This window comes from Gynuella sunshinyii YC6258, from assembly GCF_000940805.1.
Taxonomy (GTDB): domain Bacteria; phylum Pseudomonadota; class Gammaproteobacteria; order Pseudomonadales; family Natronospirillaceae; genus Gynuella; species Gynuella sunshinyii.
In genome coordinates, this window is the sequence record NZ_CP007142.1 from 3,322,542 (window position 1) to 3,346,308 (window position 23,767).

The 23,767-nt window shown below is 47.1% G+C and carries 23 protein-coding genes and 1 tRNA gene; 11 read left to right on the forward strand and 13 right to left on the reverse strand.

Features of this window, described 5'->3' with window-relative positions:
• Window positions 1-37: 37 nt before the first annotated feature.
• Entirely contained in the window at window positions 38-2,611 is a 2,574-nt protein-coding gene (gene leuS / locus YC6258_RS14355; protein ID WP_044617591.1) for a leucine--tRNA ligase, read from the reverse strand.
• A gap of 195 nt (window positions 2,612-2,806) precedes the next feature.
• On the opposite strand from leuS, the gene YC6258_RS14360 reads away from it, so the two are divergent.
• The gene (locus YC6258_RS14360) at window positions 2,807-3,136 is read left to right on the forward strand and encodes a zinc ribbon-containing protein (protein WP_044617592.1); all 330 of its coding nucleotides are present in this window, start codon (window positions 2,807-2,809) and stop codon (window positions 3,134-3,136) included.
• A gap of 9 nt (window positions 3,137-3,145) precedes the next feature.
• Here the strand turns inward: YC6258_RS14360 and lnt are convergent, their stop codons facing one another.
• On the reverse strand, window positions 3,146-4,681 hold the full coding sequence (lnt, locus tag YC6258_RS14365; RefSeq protein WP_044617593.1) for an apolipoprotein N-acyltransferase: 1,536 nt from the start codon (window positions 4,679-4,681) through the stop codon (window positions 3,146-3,148).
• A gap of 316 nt (window positions 4,682-4,997) precedes the next feature.
• Between lnt and YC6258_RS14375 the strand changes: the two genes are divergently transcribed.
• The 4 genes from YC6258_RS14375 to YC6258_RS14390 are packed head-to-tail and all read left to right on the forward strand — an operon-like array spanning window position 4,998 to window position 7,425.
• Window positions 4,998-6,164: a 1-acyl-sn-glycerol-3-phosphate acyltransferase gene (locus tag YC6258_RS14375; RefSeq protein ID WP_044617595.1), complete on the forward strand. Its 1,167-nt coding sequence runs from the start codon at window positions 4,998-5,000 to the stop codon at window positions 6,162-6,164.
• Window positions 6,161-6,535 (forward strand): hypothetical protein, encoded by a 375-nt coding sequence (locus tag YC6258_RS14380; RefSeq protein ID WP_044617596.1) that lies wholly within the window; start codon window positions 6,161-6,163, stop codon window positions 6,533-6,535. Before YC6258_RS14375 ends, YC6258_RS14380 begins: the two co-directional genes overlap by 4 nt.
• A gap of 43 nt (window positions 6,536-6,578) precedes the next feature.
• Complete coding sequence (locus YC6258_RS14385; RefSeq protein ID WP_044617597.1) at window positions 6,579-7,028, forward strand: copper chaperone PCu(A)C; 450 nt, start codon at window positions 6,579-6,581, stop codon at window positions 7,026-7,028.
• Between the two features lie 16 nt (window positions 7,029-7,044).
• A complete protein-coding gene (locus YC6258_RS14390) occupies window positions 7,045-7,425 on the forward strand; it encodes a translation initiation factor Sui1 (protein ID WP_044617598.1) in 381 nt (126 codons plus the stop codon).
• Window positions 7,426-7,430: 5 nt separating this feature from the next.
• Here the strand turns inward: YC6258_RS14390 and YC6258_RS14395 are convergent, their stop codons facing one another.
• Window positions 7,431-7,727: a hypothetical protein gene (locus YC6258_RS14395; RefSeq protein ID WP_144407651.1), complete on the reverse strand. Its 297-nt coding sequence runs from the start codon at window positions 7,725-7,727 to the stop codon at window positions 7,431-7,433.
• 213 nt (window positions 7,728-7,940) lie between these two features.
• On the opposite strand from YC6258_RS14395, the gene YC6258_RS14400 reads away from it, so the two are divergent.
• On the forward strand, window positions 7,941-8,924 hold the full coding sequence (locus YC6258_RS14400; RefSeq protein ID WP_044617600.1) for a glycosyltransferase family 2 protein: 984 nt from the start codon (window positions 7,941-7,943) through the stop codon (window positions 8,922-8,924).
• A gap of 13 nt (window positions 8,925-8,937) precedes the next feature.
• Here the strand turns inward: YC6258_RS14400 and trmJ are convergent, their stop codons facing one another.
• From trmJ to YC6258_RS14420, 4 genes are all read right to left on the reverse strand, one after another.
• Window positions 8,938-9,654: a tRNA (cytosine(32)/uridine(32)-2'-O)-methyltransferase TrmJ gene (gene trmJ / locus YC6258_RS14405; RefSeq protein ID WP_044617601.1), complete on the reverse strand. Its 717-nt coding sequence runs from the start codon at window positions 9,652-9,654 to the stop codon at window positions 8,938-8,940.
• Between the two features lie 81 nt (window positions 9,655-9,735).
• On the reverse strand, window positions 9,736-10,350 hold the full coding sequence (locus YC6258_RS14410; RefSeq protein ID WP_082070728.1) for a Yip1 family protein: 615 nt from the start codon (window positions 10,348-10,350) through the stop codon (window positions 9,736-9,738).
• A gap of 165 nt (window positions 10,351-10,515) precedes the next feature.
• Window positions 10,516-11,781 (reverse strand): HlyC/CorC family transporter, encoded by a 1,266-nt coding sequence (locus YC6258_RS14415; RefSeq protein WP_044617602.1) that lies wholly within the window; start codon window positions 11,779-11,781, stop codon window positions 10,516-10,518.
• Window positions 11,782-11,887: 106 nt separating this feature from the next.
• A complete protein-coding gene (locus tag YC6258_RS14420) occupies window positions 11,888-12,682 on the reverse strand; it encodes a cytochrome C assembly family protein (protein ID WP_044617603.1) in 795 nt (264 codons plus the stop codon).
• A 181-nt stretch (window positions 12,683-12,863) separates the two neighbouring features.
• Here YC6258_RS14420 and ffh point away from each other — a divergent pair, with 181 nt between their 5' ends.
• On the forward strand, window positions 12,864-14,258 hold the full coding sequence (ffh, locus tag YC6258_RS14425) for a signal recognition particle protein (protein ID WP_044617604.1): 1,395 nt from the start codon (window positions 12,864-12,866) through the stop codon (window positions 14,256-14,258).
• Between the two features lie 79 nt (window positions 14,259-14,337).
• On the opposite strand, the gene YC6258_RS14430 is transcribed toward ffh, so the two are convergent.
• Window positions 14,338-14,787, reverse strand: a complete 450-nt coding sequence (locus YC6258_RS14430) for an Lrp/AsnC ligand binding domain-containing protein (protein WP_342670599.1) — start codon at window positions 14,785-14,787, stop codon at window positions 14,338-14,340.
• A 180-nt stretch (window positions 14,788-14,967) separates the two neighbouring features.
• Here YC6258_RS14430 and putA point away from each other — a divergent pair, with 180 nt between their 5' ends.
• A complete protein-coding gene (putA, locus tag YC6258_RS14435) occupies window positions 14,968-18,588 on the forward strand; it encodes a bifunctional proline dehydrogenase/L-glutamate gamma-semialdehyde dehydrogenase PutA (RefSeq protein ID WP_245626936.1) in 3,621 nt (1,206 codons plus the stop codon).
• Between the two features lie 24 nt (window positions 18,589-18,612).
• Here the strand turns inward: putA and YC6258_RS14440 are convergent, their stop codons facing one another.
• Window positions 18,613-19,254, reverse strand: coding sequence for an SGNH/GDSL hydrolase family protein (locus YC6258_RS14440; protein ID WP_082070729.1), 642 nt, complete (start codon window positions 19,252-19,254; stop codon window positions 18,613-18,615).
• Between the two features lie 112 nt (window positions 19,255-19,366).
• On the opposite strand from YC6258_RS14440, the gene YC6258_RS14445 reads away from it, so the two are divergent.
• Window positions 19,367-20,173 (forward strand): winged helix-turn-helix domain-containing protein, encoded by an 807-nt coding sequence (locus YC6258_RS14445; RefSeq protein WP_082070962.1) that lies wholly within the window; start codon window positions 19,367-19,369, stop codon window positions 20,171-20,173.
• A gap of 122 nt (window positions 20,174-20,295) precedes the next feature.
• On the opposite strand, the gene YC6258_RS14450 is transcribed toward YC6258_RS14445, so the two are convergent.
• Entirely contained in the window at window positions 20,296-21,027 is a 732-nt protein-coding gene (locus tag YC6258_RS14450; protein WP_044617608.1) for a glutamine amidotransferase-related protein, read from the reverse strand.
• A 200-nt stretch (window positions 21,028-21,227) separates the two neighbouring features.
• Here YC6258_RS14450 and YC6258_RS14455 point away from each other — a divergent pair.
• Window positions 21,228-21,303 (forward strand) — tRNA-Glu (locus YC6258_RS14455).
• On the opposite strand, the gene YC6258_RS30295 is transcribed toward YC6258_RS14455, so the two are convergent.
• Window positions 21,291-21,431 (reverse strand): hypothetical protein, encoded by a 141-nt coding sequence (locus YC6258_RS30295; RefSeq protein WP_169748977.1) that lies wholly within the window; start codon window positions 21,429-21,431, stop codon window positions 21,291-21,293. The two genes, YC6258_RS14455 and YC6258_RS30295, sit on opposite strands and share 13 nt — an antisense overlap.
• Window positions 21,432-21,627: 196 nt before the next feature.
• On the opposite strand from YC6258_RS30295, the gene YC6258_RS14465 reads away from it, so the two are divergent.
• Window positions 21,628-21,930, forward strand: a complete 303-nt coding sequence (locus tag YC6258_RS14465) for a ComEA family DNA-binding protein (protein ID WP_052830298.1) — start codon at window positions 21,628-21,630, stop codon at window positions 21,928-21,930.
• 306 nt (window positions 21,931-22,236) lie between these two features.
• Here YC6258_RS14465 and pyrI read toward each other — a convergent pair whose 3' ends face one another.
• Entirely contained in the window at window positions 22,237-22,692 is a 456-nt protein-coding gene (gene pyrI, locus YC6258_RS14470; RefSeq protein WP_044617611.1) for an aspartate carbamoyltransferase regulatory subunit, read from the reverse strand.
• Window positions 22,689-23,624, reverse strand: a complete 936-nt coding sequence (gene pyrB, locus YC6258_RS14475; protein ID WP_044617612.1) for an aspartate carbamoyltransferase — start codon at window positions 23,622-23,624, stop codon at window positions 22,689-22,691. The genes pyrI and pyrB overlap by 4 nt, the downstream gene beginning before the upstream one ends.
• Window positions 23,625-23,767 lie beyond the last annotated feature (143 nt).

The following is a 23,767-nucleotide window of genomic DNA, read 5'->3' on the forward strand; positions in this document are numbered from 1 at the left end:
CGTCAGGCGATAAGCCCCTGGTGCTGATCAGTATGTCTTATTTGGCAACAATATTGATCAGTTTGTTGGGTACTACGATGACGTTACGAACGGTCACACCTTCAAGGAATCGCTTAACGTGCTCCTGTTCCAATGCTTCAGCTTCAATTTCCTGCTTTGATGCATTTGCTGGAAACTCCAGTCGGGCGCGAACTTTACCATTGACCTGGACCACATAGAGCACAGTGTCTTTGGTCAATGCTTCATCATCCACTTCAGGCCAGCTGGTATCAAGGATCAGACCATCTTTACGCATGGATGACCATAACTCGTGACAGATATGGGGCGCGATGGGCGACAGCATTTTAATCATGGCTTCCAATGCTTCGTATACGACGGCCTGGTCCTGCTCGGTTTCTGTTTCAAATTTGTTGGCGGCATTAAACAACTCCATGATTTTTGCAATCGCGGTGTTGTAGGTGAACCGTTGTTCAAAATCGTGTGTCACGCCTTTAATGGTTTCGTGAGTTTTCCGACGCAGGTCTTTTTGTGCATCCGTCAGAGCTGTTTTGTCGACCGCAGGGATCGATGCTTTATCACTGAATGGGTTCGCCAGACGCCAAAGCCGTTGCAGGAACTTCTGAGCCCCCTGAACGCCGGATTCAGTCCACTCCAGCGTTTGTTCCGGTGGTGCTGCGAACATGGAGTACAACCTGACGGTATCGGCGCCATATTGATCAATGGCTTCCTGCGGATCGATACCATTCAGTTTTGATTTGGACATTTTGGCCATTCCACCATATATGACCGGGGACCCATCACTGATGCGCTTGCCACCAATGATTTTGCCTTTGTCATCGGTTTCGGGCTGTACATCATTGATCGGGACCCATTCTTTGGCACCCTGATCCGGCTCCTGGTACCAGGTGTCAGCCAGTACCATGCCTTGACACAGCAGGTTGGTAAAGGGCTCGTCGCTTTTGATGATGCCCTCATCACGTAATGCCTTGTAGTAAAAACGGGCATAGATCAGGTGCATGGTGGCATGTTCGATACCTCCTACATACTGATCTGCCGGCAGCCAGTAGTTGGCCTCTTCCGGTTCAAGCATCTGATCAGCGTGAGGAGTGCAATAACGGGCGTAATACCAGCTGGACTCCATAAAGGTGTCGAAGGTGTCTGTTTCCCGTTTAGCGGATTTGCCCTGGTATTCGATATCTTCAAAAGCAGGGTTGTTTTTGATCGGTGAGTTGATGCCATCAAATGTCACGTCGATGGGCAGCTCGACTGGAAAGTGCTCGGCTGGTTTCAGTTCACCATCCACGTATACCATCGGAATTGGGGCACCCCAATAGCGCTGGCGACTGACTCCCCAGTCCCGCAGGCGGTAATTGGTGGTTTTCTTACCCTGATCCATCGCTGCCAGTTTATCGGTGATCCGGTCAAATGCCTCTGCGCTGGAAAGACCGTCAAATTCCCCTGAATTGACCAGAATGCCTTTTTCGGTAAATGCTGCAGCTTCAAGATCGCAGGCTTCATCATTGGCCGGGGCAATAACCTGTTTAATGGGCAGGCCATATTTTTTGGCAAATTCCCAGTCGCGCTGATCGTGTCCCGGTACGCTCATCACGGCACCAGAACCGTAATCCATCAGCACAAAATTGGCGCTCCAGACAGGTAATTCGTCATCGGTTAGCGGATGAATCACCGTCAGTCCGGTGGCGACCCCTTTTTTCTCCATCGTTGCCATGTCAGCTTCAGAGGTTGTCATTTGCCGACAGTCCTCGATAAAACGGGCCAGGGCTTCATTACTGCCGGCCGCCTGACGGGACAATGGGTGATCTGCTGCAATGGCGACATAAGTTGCTCCCATCAATGTATCCGGACGGGTTGTGTACACCTGCAGAGAAGCATCGGAATCTTTCAGTTTAAAAACGATTTCAGCGCCGAAGGATTTACCGATCCAGTTGCGCTGCATTTCCTTGACCTGTTCCGGCCAGCCGGGCAGATTGTCAAGGCCGCTGAGCAGTTCATCGGCGTAGGCCGTGGTTTTGATAAACCATTGATCCATTTCCTTGCGTTCGACAGGGGTGTCGCAACGCCAGCAGCAGCCATCATGAACCTGTTCGTTCGCCAGGACGGTCATGTCGTTGGGACACCAATTGACGTGTGATGTTTTGCGATACGCCAGACCTTTCTCGACCAGTCGGGTGAAAAACCATTGTTCCCATTTGTAGTAGTCCGGGCTGCAGGTGGTCACCTCACGGCTCCAGTCATAGGCAAAACCGAGACTTTTCAGCTGGGTCTTCATGTCGGCAATGTTTTCATAGGTCCATTTGGCTGGCGCAACACCGTTTTTGATCGCTGCGTTTTCGGCGGGCATTCCGAATGCATCCCAACCGATTGGTTGCAGCACGTTTTTACCCTTCATGCGCTGATAGCGGCACATGACATCGCCAATGGTGTAATTTCTGACATGGCCCATGTGTAGTCGGCCACTGGGATATGGAAGCATGGACAGGCAATAGTATTTTTCTTTATTGGCATCCATGACAGCTTTAAAGACTTCATTTTCTTCCCAAAGGGATTGAACCTTGGCTTCGATAGCCTTGGGTAAATAACTGGCTTCCATATTGGTGTAGGACTCTCTTTAAACGAAACTGGATAGAAAAATGCTGCACAGGGTACAGTGAGGGACGGATTTTAGCGGAGTTATGGCTGCTCTGAAACAGCTCCACCGCAGTTTTGTCATAACACTGAAAAATGCTGCAAAATTTAGAACCTGAGCTATAGTCATATTACAGACAATAGTTGATGTGATTGAGAGATGTCGGAAAAAACCACCAAGACCAAGTGGACAGAGAACGAGTTGTCTCTGGCTGAAATTTCCCCGGTGTTGGACTTTACCCTTGCGGATGCCCTTATGAGTGATGTCATGCGAACAGGAGAGGCACAAAAAGAGCTGGACTGGATGGACCAGATGTATCGTCTGCGGGATCACTCCGGGCTTTTTCATGCCGGAGAACTGGCTCCGGCGGCGATATTATATTGTGAAATATGTGGTGAGCCGCACCCCATCTTTGTTGCTCAAAAACTACGGCCGTGCTCTAGCTGTGGCCACACTATCTTCCTGTACCAGGACAACCAGAAACACTAGTCGCAGAATTTATAACGACTCAGCGGTATGATTGTCCCTGCGTTTGAAAAACCAACCTGACAGAACCTGGAATACCACGACGACCAGCCACAGGCTGATAATCCAGGTGTAACCAAATTTCATGTAGGGTGTCTGCCCCGTCACCGGTTTGAGTTCGTGCGTAAGGGCTGTACGAACATATTTCGGTGCGCTGGTCAGAATTTTGCCATGATGATCGACGATGGCACTGATTCCGTCCTGAGTGGCCCGCACCATGGGACGTTGCATTTCCATCGCACGCATACGAACAATCTGCAGATGCTGATAGGGACCGAGAGAGTCGCCAAACCAGGCATCATTACTGACAATGACCATTAAATTACTGACTTCGGCGGTGTTCATGACCAATCCGGGGTAGGTAATTTCAGAGCAAATGATTTGCCCGAGCTGTAAAGCACCCATTTTAAGAGTCGCTGTCTTGTTATGTCCTGGTGTTAGCGAAGACATGGGGATATCCAGAATTCTCAGCACGCCGCGCAGTGCGTGCGAAAAGGGAATATATTCTCCGAAAGGCACCAGCTTGGTCTTGTTGTATTGACCACTGGCCAGTCCCAGTCCTACAACACTGTTATAAAAGACTGGCTCGTCGTTATTTATGTCGTCGGCAATCAGCCCGGCGATAATTCCGGTTTGGCTGGATGTACCAAGTTGATCAAGTTCGGCGAGCATATCACCTGCCTGGGATAGCAGACGGGTAATTGCCGACTCCGGCCAGACAATCAGGTCTGCATCGAGATGTTTTTCTGTCATCTCCCAATACGTCCGATAGTTGTAGTTCTGCTGATCGCTGTTCCATTTAGTGCGTTGATCGATATTTCCCTGGAGTGCGACAACCTTGACAGGCTGATCAATGACCTGAACCCAGGTTTTGCCATTGAGTGCATAGCCTCCTGCCAGAACAGTGATGGTTAGCATGAGTAGAGCGATCAGTTGTTTTTGGTGCTGGTGAACAGTGAGAGCTGCACACCAGATGGCAAAGGCCGTGGCAAGGCTGGATAGCCCAAAGACGCCAATGACAGGGGCGTAACCTGCCAGCCAGGTATCCGTCATACTGTATCCGGAGTATAGCCAGGGCAATCCTGTCAGGAACCACGCGCGCAACCATTCAAAGACGACCCACAGAGCTACAAACAATAACGCATCTTGGTTCACTCGGTGTGCTCTAAGGTGTTTAAATGCCCATATCTGGCACCAGAACAAAAACGCCAGCGCCATACAAAAAAGCAACGTCATCAATGCCGCAGCCGGAACCGCTGTGCCTACCGTGCGAATACTTTCATACACCCAACTGAAGCCAACACCAAAAAAGCCAAAGCCGTAAAGCCATCCACTCCAGGGACTGAAAGACGGGTTTCTAAGAACCAGGAAGCCCAGCCATGCCTGACTTAATAACCCGAGCGGCCATAACTGAAGAGGTGCCATAGATAATGGAAACAGGGCTCCAGCCACCAATGCCGATGTATTGATAAACCAAGCCTGATCCAACCAGGACTTAACTGAACTCATAATTGATACAACTCAATAATCTGTGCAAAGTCTTTATTCTCGATTGATGTGTGCCCAAGAATCAATCAGAACGCCCAAAAATAAATCACAGTGTTGCTATTTTGATCGCCATCTGGCCCATAGAATCTGGTCTGTGAGGGGTTGGCATTTGTTTTGCTAGTACTTATGAAAGTTTTAAGTCTCCAGGTAGAAGCTAAATCTGCTGCGGGTTTTGCTTGTGCTGTGTCTGCGGCCTCAATATTGAGGCCTTTTTTTTGGATTTGCTGTTTATCCCCAAGTCGAGGCAAAATGCGCGCCTTCACCTAGAGGGGTATTAATGAATAAATTTGACTCAATCCGACCATATTGTGATGCAGACCTGCAAGAAGTCTTAGCCAAGTTTAAGCACAATCCTGAGCTGATTGATATTATTGTGACTTATCGCTTCGCCCATTGGCATCGGCTGGCCCGTCCCTTTTTGAAAATTCTGACCCGTTGGGTCATCAGTCATCATCTTTCCAAAGTTAAAACGGTTCGCGAGTTTCAGCTGTTGATTGAGCCCTATATGCAGCAAATGATCGATACTACCACTTCGAAGTTTACAACTTCCGGATTGGATGGCATCGACCTGAGTAAACCGTGTTTGTTTATCAGTAACCATCGTGATATTGCCATGGATCCGGCCTTTGTGAACTGGGCGCTGCACACCAGTGGCAAAGATACTGTCAGAATTGCCATTGGCGATAATTTGCTGACCAAGGATTGGGTATCCGATCTGATGCGCCTGAACAAAAGTTTCATTGTTAACCGTTCTGCGGAAGGCAAGCGTGAGAAACTGGCGGCCTCTAAACTGCTGAGTGAGTACATTTATTTCTCGCTGACCGAAGAAAAACAACATATCTGGATCGCTCAAAGAGAGGGGCGGGCAAAGGATGGAAATGATCTGACCAATCCTGCACTGATCTCAATGATTGCTCTGAATAAACCCAAGGACCAATCATTTTCAGACTATATCCGTGAACTGCGCATAGTTCCGGTGGCCATTTCCTATGAATATGACCCTTGTGATCAAACCAAGGCTATGGAGCTTCATCAGAAAGAGTCTTCCGGAACTTATGAAAAACAGGATCATGAAGATATCATGAGCATTTCCAGGGGCATTGTTGGTTACAAGGGCAGGGTGCATCTGAACTTCGGGCAGCCTATTACCCAGGACTTTGACAGCGCCAAAGAAGTGGCTGAATATTTGGATCGGGCAATTATCTCGGGCTACCGCTGCTTTGCCACGAATGTTCTGGCAGCGCAGAAAACCGGACTGGCTGATGTCGAGACGTTGCTCGCACAATGCACACAGGAAGAGCTGGCCCGTGCACAACGGTATTTCTCTGAGCGAACGGCTGGTATGGATAGTCAGGTCACGAACAAGTTGTTGGCGATGTATGCAGCTGTTATTGTGAATCAGCAAAATATTCAACGTTTAGGCGGTCAGACCAGCGCTTCATGAGACACTTTCGGGGCAATCATCGAAGATACTTTTATCGTCGTTCAGCACTTGCCCGGGGATTGCCACTGGTATGGTTGTTATTGGCTCTACAGTGGAGCGCACCGCTTTCGATCGCAGATAATGCGTTCATTTACCGGATATGTGGTTTTTCCCAGCTTATTCTGGATAAGGATTCTGATCCCGGATCAACCACGTTCTGTTCAGCATGTGTGGTGCAATGTGAGGCCGGACATGGCTTTGTATTTCAGCCTGACCAGCCTGTTCAGAGTGTTCTGTCTGATGAACAGAGCGTTACCCCGATCAGTGTTCAGATCTCTCAGTATTCTCATAGTTATCGGTGGGCTCGGGCTCCTCCAGAACTCCGTGTGTAGTTGATCTATAAAACATATTAAAAAAAACAACTCGGAGTGAATTATGAAATATTTGGTAGGACTGTTTCTTACAATGGTAGTGGGCTTTGCAGTAGCGGGGGGCAATCTGAGTCTGATTGATGCCTGGGTGCGGGAAGTTCCCCCGGTGATGCAGAATTCAGCAATATTCTTTACCGTCAAAAATGATAGCGATGAGGACAGAATTATTGTTTCCGCCTCCACTGAAGTGGCCTCGTTGACTCAGGTTCATGAGCACAAAATGGTGGATGGTTTGATGAAAATGCGCGAGGTTAAAGCAGGTGTGAAGATTCCTGCGCATTCATCGGTTATGTTCAAGCCAGGTGGCTATCATGTCATGTTAATTAAATTGAGTAAGCCTTTGCCGGTAGGGACTGAAGTCGAACTGACGCTAACATTTGATGACGGATCTACATTGGTGCAGAACGTAAGAGTTCGACCGGATAGCCAATTACATACTAACGACAGTAACTGATTTTATAAGGTTATTTATGTCCAAACGTTCCTCTAAGTCGCATGGATTTTCGTCCTTGGGCGGTCTTGTCTTCAGCACGGAAAAAGGCCGGATGTGTCCGGTTTGTGAGCATGCTCTCGACCAATGTATCTGCGGTACTGAAGATGAGATTCTGGGTTCTGGGAATGTGCGGATATGGTTAGAGACCAAAGGGCGTAATGGCAAGGGGGTGACGGTTGTCAAGGAGCTCCCCTTAACTCATTCTGAACTTGAGAAGCTTGCCAAAGAACTCAAAAAAAGCTGCGGGACCGGAGGCGCGGTTAAAGGAGTTAACATCGAAATTCAGGGTGATCAAAGGCAAAAACTGTTGGCTGAGCTGACCAAGCGAGGGTTTTCAGTAAAGCTGGCGGGAGGATGACTGCGTCAGGTTCTGATCATCCGGATTTCGTGGTTATTGTTATCCGGACAATTTATAGCCATATCAAGCAGTTGAGTAACAGATGACTGACTAAAGCTCATCACACAAGGCTTGTGTGCCGGGTCATGGGAAGAGGGTTGTTGCATTATCATTGCATCTACCATGTTTTCCCATGATCTGGCATCTGCACCCGCTATCAATAACAGAGCAAATCCTTCCTGCATCAGTTTTACGAGTAAAGGCTTATCGGGAGATGAGTACTCATGAGTGGTCAATAGAATGATCTTCTGATTTCTGCCCATCTCCATCTTACCTCTGCAAATCGGAATGAACTGAAAGTATGGCTGAATTAAGTTAGGCCTTTGGGCATGAATAATGACTGAATCCGGGTAAGGTGATTGCTCCGCTTGAACTGGTAGGCGTTATGACTGGTGCCTGGTTCACCAAAATAACAACTGCGCTGGAGGTGTTGAGCAATCAGATTTAAAGTGAGTGGTGTCTAAATGGAGTTGCTCATGAGTAAATTAGTTCTGAAAGTTATCCGCCTTAATATTGTGATTATTGCCAGCAATCAGTCTTCAGGAGTTTATCGGCTTTTAAAGACAATTGCCGGTCTGGTTCGGCCGGAGCAGATGAAACTGGGTATTACTGTGGTGGATGACGGGTCTGAAAATACAGAACGGGACCGTTTGGCTGTGTTAAAAAGCAAAGGTGTGGAAATACTTCGCAACGAACATCCCCGAGGGTGGGTATTTTCAGTCAACCGGGCAATTGGCAACAGCAACGCCGACTGGTGTTGGATTATTGCTGCTGACACCGTTGTGGATGACAAAAACTCATTAAAATATATTGATGCGATGACGCGACAGGGACCAGCATTGATATTAGGGCATTGTCGTTATCGGGATGAGTCTCCGCTAGCCCAGGTTCTTAATTTGAAAGTCAGCCGTGCAGATAAATTATCGCCAGATGCTGCAGCCACCCCTGACTGCTTCGTAATAAATCGTGAGGCAGTGATGAGTTTTTCCGGGTTTCGTTCAGAGTTTTCCTTACCTGAACTGGCGATGACAGGAATGATGGAAGAGCTCAATCAGAAGTGGCGATCTGGAAAAATTGCAGTTTCCAGCGGGTTGTCGGTTTCCCGTGTGCAGGCACCCGAATTGGGGTGTTGGTTGGAGGCATGTGAGAAGTTTGGCCGAATTGCCAGCGATTCTCTGATGCCAGAATATCCGCTGTATTATATGCGCCGCCGTTTTCATTGGCTGGATCAGCAATATTCTGATCGTTTCTGGTTGTCTCCCTGGAAAGCCATGCTGCAGTTTGGATATCACCGTAAGGAATGGTTTATCAAATTGACTCAATACCCAAAAATGCCTTTATTTGGGCAATGGCTCATTCTCAAAATATTGTGGGCACTTGCGTTCTCCGCCGGAACCCGGGGAGTAGCGAGTGTGGCATCTGCAGCTGATGCCAAGCAACGAATTAAAACCAGTTCTTAAGCCATTGATTGACTTAATCTGTTAATCGGCTCTGGATATTTCGTAATACACCACGCAATAGACTGATTTCATGTTTCTCAAGTCTGGCCCGACGAAACAGGCGTCGAAAACGCTCCATGGTATTTCCCGGATGGTTTTTTCGAATCACTTCCAGTTGTAGAAGCACCTGTTCCAGGTGATCGTAAAAGTGTTCAATTTCACGATGCAGCGGGTATTCGGCTTCTTCATAGGAGGTGTGTCTGACCTCTCTGGAGTGCTGGAACAGTTCATAACTTAAGATTTGTATTGCCTGGGCAATGTTGAGTACTGGATATTCCGGATTGGCAGGGATATTAACCTGAAAATGGCATTGTTGAATTTCATCATTATGCAGTCCCATTCTTTCCCGTCCAAAGACCAATGCAACCGGATATTTCCTTGTTTCTGAAATCATCTGGCTGGCACATTGCCCCGGCAGCAGTGAAGGCAGATTGAAAGATCGTTCACGGGCGCTGGTGCCAACGACCATTCCACAATCCTCAATAGCATCGGCCAGGGATGAGACGATTTGCGCCGACTCCAGGATATCTTCAGCATTAGCCGCCATCGCCGTTGCCTGTTCGCTCGGGAAATCGACTGGATTGACCAGCCACAGATTTTTCAGTCCCATGTTTTTCATGGCTCTGGCGGCAGAACCAATGTTTCCTGGGTGATACGTTTGAACAAGAACGATACGGATGTTATCTAGCATGAAAAAAAGCGGGGTTACCAAAACGGACGCGAAGTGTAATGTAAACAGGCGAGGTGTCCAACCCGCCTGTCTGGAATGTCTTCAGCTGCTGGCGAATACCGGGCCAATGCCAAGGGCCCAGATAATGACAGTCAGCGCTAATATGCCGACAAGCATGACCAGTCCTACTGTTACAACCGAACTCGCAAACAAAAAGCCGCGTTCAGGGGGAATTTTCATCAAGATTGGAAGTCCTTCGTACAATAGAAACACTGTGTAGGCAACCGCAGCCATGGCTACCAGCATGTTGACCCATAAAACCGGAAATAGTGCGATCAACCCGACCATAAACAATGGCGTTGAGGTGTAACTGGCTAATGCTAACCCCCGGGGAGTGTGATCATCCTGCTCGCTCTGATAGGTGATGGACAGAAAATCTATGAACTTACCTAAAATGAAGACTCCGGCGATCATGGCAAAGTAAAACAAAATACAGAGTTGCAATGCACTTTCTGATGTCAGTCGATAGATTGTGTCATCCTTTCCAATCGTCCAGCCGATGTGGGTGGCTCCCAAATATCCGCAAACTGCGGGAATGGTCGCCAAAATGATGGTGTGGGCAAGATAATGACGGGAAAGAGTGTTGGGCTCGGAGCGGATAGACTCCCATTCTTGGTCAGGATGGGAAAACAGCCCCCATAGATGGTTCAAAATCATAGTACCTTCTCCTACATGTTATTTTTTTTGTCTTGTCGACTCTGAGGTCGATCACATCGGAAAAAACTACATTCTGAAAGAGTATAGTAACTGTCTAAAAAATGTGCAGCATGTTCTTTTGGGGGACGAGAAGAATTCTGCTGCTGTGGTAACAGCAGCAGGTGATTATTTCAGTTTTCGGACTCTGGCCGCGATAACCTGGTTGTCTTTGATTTGCAGGATTTCAATCGAATAGTCGCCAACACGAATACTGACATTGGCTTCCGGTATTTCTTCCAGTTGCTCAATGATCAGGCCGTTGAGGGTTTTCGGCCCTATAGTGGGTAATGACCAGTCCAAAGCTTTGTTGATGTCTCGAATGCCGGTGCTGCCGTCGATGACATAAGTTCCGTCTCTTTGTGGGTGAATATCCTTGGTATCACCAGGTATATCAGTGGTGAACTCACCAACAATTTCCTCGAGAATATCGGCCAGTGTGACCAGTCCCTGAATATCTCCATACTCATCTACAACAAGGCCAATATTGACTTTGTCTTTCTGAAAGTTGAACAGCTGGTTATACAGTGACGTGTTCTCAGGCACAAAAACCGGATCCTGGGCCTTTTTACTCAGCATCACTTTGCTTGGATTGTCTGCGTACAGGAACTCAGCTGCATCGCGAATGTGCAGAATTCCCACGACCTTGTCCAGATCATCTTTATAGATCGGCAGTCTGGTGTAATCGGTTTGGCGAAGTTGTTCTGCAATGGATTCAATGTCATCGTCCAGATCGATACCGGCGACTTCGCTGCGAGGCACCATAATGTCATTCACCCGAACATTTTCCAGGTCCAGAATGCCAATGAGCATATTCTGGCGTTCCTGGCTCAATTGATGCCCGCTTTCATTCACTAAAGTTTTCAGCTCGTCTTTAGTCAGTGCGTCGTGAGCGATCTCTGGTTTTCGGATTCGAAAAATCCACAAAAGGATATTCACACTCTGATTGATGCACCATACCAGGGGGTAGAGCAGCTTGAGCAATGGAATCAATATGTGGGATGCGGGAAAAGCAATACGTTCAGGATGCATCTGAGCCAGTGTTTTTGGGGTTACCTCGGCAAACAACAGGACAGCCAGCGTTAATAAAATCCCTCCCAGAGCAATCGCCACTTCCTGATTCGCGGGAGCCAGTTTGATTGCAATGAGTGTTGTAAGCTGGGCTGCAGCAATGTTGACCAGGTTGTTGCCAATCAGAATGACACCAATCAGCCGGTCAGGTACATCAAGCAGGGAGCGTGCTCTTTTTGCCCCCTTATGTCCCTTGTTTGCGAGGTGTTTGAGACGATATCGATTTAACGACATCATCCCGGTTTCTGAGCTGGAAAAAAAAGCTGATAAAAGTAGTAGAGTGGCCAGTGCTGCGAACAACACTGCTATGGGCAAATCTTCCAAACGGGGGAATCCGTGTAATTCAATTAGGGTGTGTTTTAAAGTGTGACTTGGGGTTCTGTCAAGAATTCAGCGGAAAAACTTCTCACTTTTCGAGATTCCGACAGCATTATTCGCGATGCAATATCATCTCCAGTACAAATTTTGTTCCAAAAAAAGCAACAATCAAGAAGAAAAACGCTGTCAACGACCACCTGGCAGCAGTTTGTCCACGCCAACCTTTCACAAAATGTCCATACAACAGAATGGAGTAGAGGATCCACGCTATGATGGTTAATACGGTTTTGTGAATCAGGTGTTGGGCAAACATGTCCTCCACAAACAAAAGCCCGGACAATATTGAAGCGGTCAACGCCACCATGCCCAGTACCGTAATTTCGAACAGTAGGCGTTCCATGGTTTGCAGGGGCGGTAATCCCCAGATCATTCTGCGTGGATGGTGCGATTTCAAGCGCTTATGCTGATAAAGCAGTATGCCGGCATTAGCGGCACCAATGGTCAGGATGGAGTACGCCAGAATTGAGACCAATATATGAACTAGGATACCAGGATCAAAATCTTGTCTGGGTATGTAAGTTGATGGTACGAATCCCGCCAGCAATACAGACAGCATGCTGATGGGTAGCAATGCAATCAACAGATTATCAAGAGATTTTTTGACTGAGCTGAACGTCAGTAAAATGGTAAACATCCAGGCAATCAGCGATGCCACGTTGAAAAAGCCCAGATCAATCCCTTCATCGGTTATGATTTCCTGAGCTGCTGCAACCAAGTGTAAAGCACTGGCGATGCCTGTCACCATCAGGATGACATTTTTTGAATAATCTGATTTTCTGAAGAGTTTGAGTGACTGCAAACAAAATGCAAGCAGATAGCCGGTACCTGCTAGTAAAGCCGGAATCATCAATAATATGCCTTTCCAGATAGACGGTTTCGAACAACCGGCATTCTCTCACAATGTCCGGAGCAACGGAAATGACATCCCGGGTGATGGGATTAAAAATATGGCAACTGGTGTTAACCGTTGCCTGTCCAGCGTATAATCGCAGCTTTTATACTTTTGGGTTCAAGCAAAGCGATAGATTATGTTCAAGAATCTGACCGAACGCCTCAATCAAACATTAAAAGCCATTAAGGGCCAAGCCAAGCTCACCGAAGACAATATCAAGGATACGTTGCGCGAAGTACGCATGGCGTTATTGGAAGCTGATGTTGCTTTGCCCGTGGTTAAAGACTTTATAAACAGAGTTAAAGACCGGTCTCTGGGGGCGGAAGTATCCCAGGCACTGAACCCTGGCCAGCAGTTTATCAAGATTGTTCATTCTGAATTGGTTCATGTGATGGGGGATGACAATGTCTCCCTGGATTTGGCATCGCAACCTCCAGTGGTTTTACTGATGGCAGGTTTGCAGGGGGCTGGTAAAACAACCTCGACTGCCAAGCTGGCGCGTTATTTGAGTGAGCGGGAAAAAAAGAAAGTAATGGTTGTATCTGCCGACGTGTACCGGCCGGCGGCGATTAAACAACTGGAGACCCTGGCAGCTGAAGTCGGGGCGCTGTTCTTTCCCAGCAGTGCAGATCAAAAACCTATTGATATTGCCAACGCGGCGATAGAAGCTGCCCGAAAACAATATGTCGATGTGCTGATTCTGGATACTGCCGGACGGTTGGCGATCGATCAGGCAATGATGGCTGAGATCAAGGAACTGCACCAGGCGGTGGAGCCTAAAGAAACCCTGTTTGTGGTCGATGCCATGACCGGTCAGGATGCGGCCAATACTGCTAAAGCTTTTGCGGATGCGCTGCCTTTAACTGGGGTGATTCTGACCAAAGCCGACGGTGATGCCCGTGGTGGTGCAGCTTTATCAGTCAGGCAAATTACTGGTAAACCCATCAAATTTACTGGTATTGGTGAAAAAACCGATGCACTGGAACCATTTTATCCTGATCGAATGGCATCCCGAATTCTCGACATGGGTGATATTCTTTCTCTGATCGAGGAAGTCGAGCGCAAGGTCGATAAACAAAAAGCCGAAAAACTGGCCAGAAAAATTCAGAAAGGCAAGGGTTTTGACCTGCAGGACTTTCGTGATCAGCTGTCGCAAATGAATAATATGGGCGGGCTGATGGGGATGATGGATAAGCTTCCAGGAATGGGGAGCATGGGGCAAATGGCCAATCAGATGGTCGGTGCGGAAAAACAAATGTCACAAATGGCGGCAATTATTGATTCCATGACCCCAGTGGAGCGGCACTGGCCGGACAAGATCAACGGTTCCAGAAAACGTCGTATTGCTTTGGGCTCCGGTACTCAGATACAGGATGTAAACAGAGTTCTAAAGCAGCATAAACAGATGCAGAAGATGATGAAGAAAGTGGGTACAAAGGGCGGCATGGCAAAAATGATGCGTGGAATGAAAGGAATGATGCCCGGGGGAGGTGGATTGCCGCCTGGTGGAATGCCCCCATTTGGACGTTAGTCAGCCCTGAGTACGTCCTAATCTGCAAAAGCCGGTAGCCTGCGAGTGTTACTGGCTTTTTTGTTGCAGATGTTTATGTTTAGTCCAGGCTGTCTTTGACTGCCTCCATGACAACAAAGGTACTGGTTTGTTTGACATGTGGCAGTGAGGATATCTCTTCTCCCAGTACCCTTCGATAAGACTCCATATCTGTAGTTCTAACTTTCAACAGATAGTCGAAATTTCCGGCGATCATATGGCATTGTTCTATGACCGACGATTTTCTCACCCCTTCATTAAATGCCCGCAGAGCCTCGCTACTGGTGTCGTTCATAGTCACTTGCACAAAGGCGATATAGTTACAGCCCAGTTTTGCCTGATTGATGTGGGCGTTATAGCTAAGGATGTAACCCTGTTCCTCCAGACGCCTCATGCGGATCTGGCAAGGGGTTTTGGACAAGCCCACTTTGGACGCAAGTTCTGTCACGGTTATACGAGCATTGCCTTGCAACTCAGCAAGGATGGCCCGATCAAATTTATCGAGTTTCAAATCGATTTCCTGTTTTTAGGCTAATAGATTGGTTGGCTACACTTTATTAGGATTTTGATTCTTATATCCAATAAATAATAATGAAATGATCTGGTTTTTATCAATTATTTGGTGAAGTTGATATTGGCAATAAGGCTATGATCTTTAGTCATAATTTCAACTGTCGGGGATGTGAGAACCATGAGTGCTACCAATATGTCGAACTCAGCAACGCTGGACCATTTGCGCGATGAGATACGTCGACACTATCTGGCGGATGAATCTGAAGTCGTAGAAAAATTAAAACATGTGGCTGAACTGTCTGAGGAAGACTGTCAGTCCGTTGTTCATCGGGCCGTCACCATGATTGGCTCGGTCAGAAAAAACTCAAAGCCTACAATGATGGAGCAGTTTCTGGCGGAATATGGGCTGGGGACATCTGAAGGCGTTGCTTTGATGAGTCTTGCAGAAGCCTTATTGCGGGTCCCTGACGCGTCAACCGCGCGGCAGTTGATCGTCGATAAACTGGTTCCAGGCCGATGGAAAGACCATGTTGGTCAATCATCGTTTCCGTTGGTCAATTTAACCACTCGGATGCTTCAATTTACCGCAGCGCTGTTATCTGTTTCCTCTAGTGGTCTGATGGGGAAACTGATTCGGACGATTGTCCAGCCAGTGGTATTATTTTTTACTGTTCAGGTCATGAAGGAACTGGGACGCCAGTTTGTATTGGGGCGTAATATTCAAGAAGCCATGAAACGCTCCTCTGGCCGTCAATCGCAGGGCTACCGGTATTCGTTTGATATGCTTGGAGAAGCTGCCCGTACAGAACGCGATGCTTTGCGTTATCTTGATAAATACAAAAATGCAATTACTGTATTGAAATCACAATGTACGCATTCAGATGTTCGCGATAATCCCGGTATTTCCGTCAAACTTTCTGCTTTGTTCTCCCGCTATGAATACTCCCAGAAAGAGCGGGTTGTAACTGTTCTGGTGCCTCGCGTTCTGGAGTTGGCTCAACAAGCCAGAGCCGCAAATATGAGTTTTAATATTGATGCGGAAGAAATGGACCGTCTGGAGTTGTCGCTGGATATTATTGAAACCGTGTTGAAAGATGAAAGTCTTGCCGGGTGGGATGGTTTTGGTGTTGTGGTTCAGGCCTACGGGCCCCGTGCATCCTACGTACTGGATTGGTTGTATGCCTTGGCTGGGTCGTTGGATCGACAGATCATGGTGCGCCTGGTAAAGGGAGCTTATTGGGATGCAGAGATTAAACGTGCTCAGGTTCTGGGTCTATCCGGGTTTCCGGTGTTTACCCGAAAAGCACATAGCGACATTTCCTATATCGCCTGTGCTCGAAAATTGTTTGGCATGACTGACCGTATTTATCCGCAATTTGCCACTCATAATGCCCATACGGTTGCAGCAGTGCAGCATCTCGCCGATGGTCAGAGTAATTTTGAGTTTCAGCGTCTGCACGGAATGGGTGAGTCTCTTTATGATGCAGTCATGAGGCAGCCTGGCCATCGTTGCAGGATTTATGCACCGGTCGGGGCGCATGAGGACCTGCTGGCTTATCTGGTCCGGCGCCTGCTGGAGAATGGTGCTAACAGTTCATTTGTACATCAGATTGCAGATGCGGGGATGTCTGCTGAACAGATTGCTCGGGACCCTTTTAATCTAAAATCATTTGTTCCGAGTAGCAGAATTGCCCGTCCCGAAAATTTATTTGCGCCGCTCCGAAAAAATGCGTTGGGCTGGGATTTGACTGATCCAGAGGCCGTTAGTACTTTGCTGCAGTCACGAGATAGATTTCGGGAGCATACCTGGCAGGGTGTTCCAATGATCTCCGGAGAATCGCCTGAAGGTGAAAAACTTGATGTTGTGAATCCGGCAAATCCCGAAGATATTGTCGGACACATTCGGATGTCTACCCAGCAGGATATCGAGCAGTCGATCGTTGCTTCTCAAGAGGGTGCCAGGGTTTGGTCAGCGACTAATGCGAGTGACCGGGCTTTGGTGTTAAACCGAGTCGCGGAATTGTTTGAAAGCCATGCCACCGAATTGTTTGCGCTGGTCTGTCGCGAGGCTGGTAAAACATTGCCTGATGCAATCGCAGAAGTCAGGGAAGCCGTGGACTTCGCTCGTTTTTATGCGTCAGAAGCCCAGCGTGTTGGAGCAAGTGGCCGTAGCCGGGGAACCGTTGTTTGTATTTCGCCATGGAACTTCCCGTTGGCAATTTTCAGTGGTCAGGTGCTCGCCGCCATAGCCGCGGGCAATAGTGTTATTGCCAAACCGGCAGAGCAGACGATACTGACTGCTGCACGGGCAGTTGAACTAATGTACGAGGCAGGAGTGCCTCGCGATGTCCTGCAATTGCTGCCGGGAACGGGAGAACAGGTTGGTGCTGTATTGACAGCGGATCCCAGAATATCTGCTGTTTGCTTTACGGGTTCCACTTCCACCGCGCAGTTGATCAACCGTGCTATGGCAAATCATATGGCTCCCGATGTGCCTTTGATAGCAGAAACCGGTGGTCTGAATGCCATGATCGTCGATTCAACGGCGTTGCTGGAGCAGGTGGTTCGTGATGTGCTTGCTTCCTCTTTCCAAAGTGCTGGGCAACGTTGTTCTGCATTAAGAATTCTCTATGTACAACAGGATATTGCTGATGCGTTGGTAACGATGCTGTCCGGTGCCATGGATGAACTAAACATATCTGACCCGTGGCACCTTGAAACAGATATTGGGCCGGTTATTGATCGGGAAGCCAGAGATAAAATACTGGCTTATTGTGATTTCCATCGAAGCCAGGGTAATTTGATTAAGGCGCTCGAAGTACCGATGTCAGGTTTGTATGTCCCTCCAGCCATGGTCCGGGTTGCAGGTATCGAGCAGTTGGAGGAGGAGATCTTTGGACCAGTACTGCATGTTGCGACGTTTGCAGCCTCTGAACTGAATGATGTTGTCAATGCCATCAATGCGAAAGGCTATGGTTTGACATTTGGCCTGCATACCCGACTGGAAAGCCGACAAAGAGATATTGCTGCTCGAATGAAAGTTGGCAACGTATATATAAACCGTAATCAGATCGGCGCAGTGGTTGGTTCTCAACCCTTTGGTGGCGAGGGCTTATCCGGCACCGGGCCGAAAGCCGGTGGGCCATATTATGTTCAGCGTTTTCGTAGCTCTGTGGTGGTTGACGAACCATTCACGAGTGAACAATCGGCAGAGTTGATTGGAGCCGAACGGCTATTTCAGGCTATCCAGGAGTTGCAGTATTTAGCAGTTGAACCGGTTGTTCTGGACTTGGCAGATATTAAGTCTGTGTTTCCGACGCTATCGAGTTGGCCACAAAAACTGGATAAAACGGTGGAGACTATGCCGGGGCCAGTCGGTGAAAAAAATACTTTGATTTGTCATGGCCGGGGTACCATCCTATGTCTGGGGCCCACACCCATGGCGGCAAAAAGACAGATATTATCCGCCCTGTGGCAGGGAAATAGAGTGATTGCTGTCTTACCTGGTATTACCGGATTTGTAGAAACTTTGCGCAACCACGGATATCCAGTTGTTTTGATAGAAGGCGAGCTTGAGGCGGAAGCGTTGCGCGAGGTTTCTGATTTTCAGGCAGTACTAAGTTCTGCCCCACAGAGTATGCTGAGTCGTTATCGTCAGGCATTGGCTTCCAGAGATGGCGAATTGATTCCTCTGATTACAGATTTTTGTCAGCCAGAAAGGTTGATTCACGAGCGTCATATCTGTGTGGATACGACAGCCGCCGGAGGGAATGCCAGCTTGATCGCTATGAGCGAATAGAGGGACGCTGCATTGCACAGCGGTCTAATTAAATAATTGTTGCAATGCTGTTGTATGCGAAAGCCATTGCCTGGCGATAATCATGTGTCCGGCGGGTGTAGGATGGACCCCATCCCAAAGCACATGGTTTGCCCCCAATTTGTCGGCACTCTGATTTAGCGCTTCCTGGGTGGGCACCCAGATACACTGGTGTTTATCGGCCAGCTCTTTTTCATAGCGCTGGAGTGGTTTGAGGAACGTAAACCATTCCGCGCTCACTTCTTTAGATAACTGTGCAAAAGGTTCCAGCAGGACAATTCTGATATTTGGGCTATATTTTCGCAGCAGGCACAGATACTGATCGATACCATCGGCGATATCTTCAGGTACTGGTTTTTGCGACACCGCTAACGTGTGCCAGATATCATTGATGCCGATCAGCAAAGACAGCCAATCAGCGCGGAGTTCTGTCATGATCTGTGGTCCACGGTCTAGAACGTCCGCTACTTTATTTCCTGATATAGCCCGATTATAAAGATTTAGACTGTTGGTCTGTGTCAGTAGATGGCTGGCCACGAGCGTGGGGTATCCACATCCCAATACTTCGCTTCTGTTTGCCTGTTTATCAAGCCTGTTCCGTGACGAATCAGTAATCGAGTCGCCTTCAAATATCAGTTTTATACTCATAAATAATTTTTTGTCATGTTTTTATAGCTTTTTGGTATTAAATGACTAGCCTCTGGCACTAAGCATATACTGAGAAGCGGTCTACAGTTAAAGATAATCAGAAATGTTTTACATGGATGTTCCATGTGAATATGTGTATGACAGCGTGGTGGAATGCATAGTGACGCAAAAAAGCGATACAAATTCAAAACAAAAGATCCTGATTGTCGATGGTGATCATTCGTTTTCCAAACCTCTGAGCGAATATTTGCAGGGTAGTGGGTATTTGGTCGAGGTTATTAGCGATGGCACACAGGCATTGAGTGCAATTCAAACCCAGCAGCCACAATTGGTGATGTTGGAGCTGAATATCCCTGGGGAAAATGGATTGACCGTATGTAAGTTGTCCCGGCGTCATTACACGGGTCCAGTCATTATGTTGAGCGGTCGTAGCGATGAGTTGGATGAGGTTTTGTGTCTGGACATGGGGGCGGATGACTATATATCTAAACCGGTATCGCACAGAGTTATGCTGGCAAGGATTCAGGCTCATCTGCGAAGAACGACTAAAACGATCAGTATCGAAGAAGAAGATGGTAAAGAACGGCTGAATTTTGGTGACTTAGTCATTGACAACACAATGAGAGAAGCCTGGTTGAATAATTCACCAATAGAACTGACCAGTGCCGAATTTGATTTGTTATGGTTATTATCAAGCCATGCAGGTCAGATTATGACCAGGGAAGAGATTTTTAATAAGCTTCGTGGAATTGAGTACGACGGGCAGGATCGTTCAGTGGATGTTCGTGTCAGCCGAATTCGACCAAAAGTTGGAGATGATCCGGTACATCCCCGTAGAATTAAGACAGTGAGAAGTAAAGGCTATTTATTTGTTGGCGACTTGGCTGGCAGACAGGTAGATACTCGAATACTTAACTAATCCAAACGTTTTTTGCCGAAGAGACTAGGCTGTTTATGGTGAGGGCATATTCTATATGCCCTTAACTGTAGTAGTCGCAACCGAATCTGGTATTTCTCATCAACGACAGTATCAAATAAAGGTTATTTAGCGCCTGATTTATCCAATGTGCAGGGTTTTTTGATCCATCGAATCATCAGTTTGCCAAGATGACGGGCATCCGTTGGCTTGGACAGGCTGGTTACTCCGGACTGGAAAATCGTTTTTTCAAATCGCTCCTCCCGCAGATCTAACAGTTTCCGAGCGTATAGCTCGTTGAACTCCGGATGTCCCTGAAAAGCCAGTACCTGATTATCTATTCGGAACCCAGCCACTGGGCAAAAATCATCACCTGCAATGATTGAGGCTTTTGCGGGAAGTTCGACCACCTGATCCTGATGCACATAAATCAGACTGATTGTTTTTTTGTCATAGTTTTCCCAGATAGAAGAGTCACAAGTGGGCACCGTTCGTACTCCCAGGCCCCAACCTTTGGTACTTTTTTCTACTTTCCCTCCCAGCGCCTGGGCCAGTATTTGGTGTCCAAAGCAGATACCAATAAATCGTCCACCGGCTTGATATGCCTTTGCGACCCAGGAAATAAGTTCTTTGATCCAGATATCATCTTCATAGGCACCATATTTAGAACCTGTCAGAAGATATACTTCTTGTTGATTAAGGGTTTCAGGGAGTTGGCGATTGATGGCAGAAAAATACTGAAAGGTGAGTTCAGAGTCTAACGCGCCAAGATACTGTTCGAACATCCTGCCGTAGCTGTAGTAATCATTAATCAGGTCAGGATGTAGCTCGTCACACTCAATAATATTCAGTTTCATAAAATATGATCATTCCAGGTGGTATCACAATGTCGACATCTGGGTTTTTATATCACTGAGATCATTAAAGGACCAGAGAGTTTGAAGAGGATATCAGTTAATTTTCCCCTAGTGCTTTGATTTTTAAAGAAAAAGCTTGCGCTCGGATAATTCGCTGTTATTATACGCACCACTTTCAACGGCCATGTTGAAAACGAAGCGTCCCCTTCGTCTAGTGGCCTAGGACACCGCCCTTTCACGGCGGTAACAGGGGTTCGAGTCCCCTAGGGGACGCCAATTTCCATTTCCATTTCCATTTCCATTTCCATTTCCATTTCCATTTCCATTTCCATTTCCATTTCCATTTCCATTTCCATTTCCATTTCCATTTCCATTTCCATTTCCATTTCCATTCTTGTTGTCATTGAAAACCCATTATCTTGCTGTGATTTCTGATCATATTTTGTCCAGTTTTGAGTTTCGGTAGAGTCTCGCGATACTTTCGGTATAGATATTTAATACTTTTGAAATATTTGTTTTCAGTCTTTGAGAAATGGCTATGCTAGCCCTGCTTCCAGCAAACACAGGAAGTGAATCATTCACTATATAAAAGGAGTTTTTATGAAAAAGTCTGTTTGTGCATTTTTAATAGCAGCATCAGTCCCTTTTTTTTCATTTGCTGATGAGTCTGTTGAGCAGACATTGTCTGCTGAGCCTCAACAAGTAATGGCTTATGTAAACATCAATCGCGATGACGAGGAAAGAATCGCAGAGTTGATGGTTGGTGTCGGGCCAGCAATTGCGGCAAGGATAGTCGCCTACCGTGATGAAAATGGACCTTTCGCATCTATCGATGACTTACAAAAGGTTAAAGGCATAGGTGCCAAAACCATTGAAAAAAACCGATATATGCTGACGCTTTAATTCAGTCACTGGTTGTAGCGTGGCAGAAAACCGCCACTACCATGAGGTGGAATGGAATGGGCGGCCGCTCCAAAGGATGGAGCAAACGGATGTTCAGGATGAACTACTGAAAAACCGCACAGGAATTTAGCATTAATTAAAGTCACCCGAAGCGGATCTATTCCACGGATACAGGAAGTGTCCGTGGAATATTTTTTATCAACCCAGACTTATTTATTCAATCAAAGACTGTTGTTGCAGAGGTTTCTCTGTTCGAGCGTTGCGGCAACCGCTTTCAACAAAATGACTTTTCTGGTTTTAGCCTGTCTAGTTCTCAGTAAATATCTCCTTATCAAAGGCTTTCTCACAGTAATGACATTTGAGTTGAATTTTATGTCCTAATTGCCTTATCCGAAATTTTGACGAAACGGGCTCTACTCTGGTAATGCAGTTACTATTGGGGCAGGGAAACACATTAATTAGCTCTGTGGGGAGAGTGACGTTGATTTTCCTGACAACCTTATAATCATCAATGATATTGACAGTGGCGTTGGGCGCAAAAAGAGCCAGCTCGTTGGCTTCTGATTCTGTAAATAACCAATCGTCCACTTTAATCAGGTCTTTGGTGCCCAGCTCTCCGCTTAAGAGATTAAATCCGACGGTAAGTCTGACTTTGTTGTCGAGTAGTTGTAACCGATTAACAATTTTAAGCCCCTGGCCGGCCGGGATGTGATCGATGACCGTGCCACGATTTATGGCCTCCACTTGCATTTTTTCACTCATGATAAAACTCCCGGGATATATTCATTAAGAACCAGTGCCAGCAGAGCCTGACGGGCATACACACCGTTTTTGGCCTGTTCGAAATAATAGGCATGAGGAGTTTTGTCAACATCTAGAGTAATTTCATCCACTCTGGGCAATGGGTGTAATATCTTCATGGTTGGTTTGGCATGTTCCAGCATGCTTGCGGTCAGAATGTAATGGCTTGCGATGTGTATGTATTCGGTGGGATCAAAACGCTCTTTCTGGACTCTGGTCATGTAAATAATGTCAGCAGTGGGAATAATATCTTCCAGGGAGTCTGAGTGCCGATATTCAATATTTTGATGGTCAAGCTCCTGCAGAATATAGTCAGGCATGGCCAGGACGGCAGGCGCAACAAAATCAAATGTGCAATCAAAATGAGTAAGTGCTTGGGTCAATGAGTGCACTGTCCGTCCATATTTCAAGTCACCCACAAACGCCACTCTAAGACGTTCAAGCGTTCCCTGGCATTCGAAGATTGTAAACAAGTCAAGAAGTGTTTGTGTTGGATGCTGGTTGGAGCCATCGCCTCCGTTAATGACCGGGATGTCAGCTAGCTCCGCCGCCAAGCGGGCGGCTCCTTCCATAGGATGTCTCATGACAATGGCATCTGCATAGCCGTTTAGCATGCGAATGGAGTCTGACAGGGTTTCCCCTTTTTTTGCCAAAGAGGTGCTGCCGCTGTCGGCAAAGCCTATAACACCTGCTCCCTGGCGTTGTATTGCTGTTTCAAAACTTAGTCTGGTTCGGGTTGAGGCTTCAAAGAAGCAACTTGCGATAACTTTGTCTGATAAGTATTTCTGATGAGGGGATTGCTTGATTTGTTGAGCCAGGGAGATGATGGTTTCGAGTTCTGATTGAGATAGATCACTGATGGATACTATGTCTCGGTTAAAAAGGGGGTTCATGTCTGCTCCATTACCGGGATTTGCCAGATTATACGGGATCAGTTGGGTAATAGAGAAGATTTTGCTTTGGTGAATTCACATTCCGCTGTTTGCAGGTTGTCACACGGTGGTAAGGAGTTTAGACTCGCGTTCAATCCTTGAAC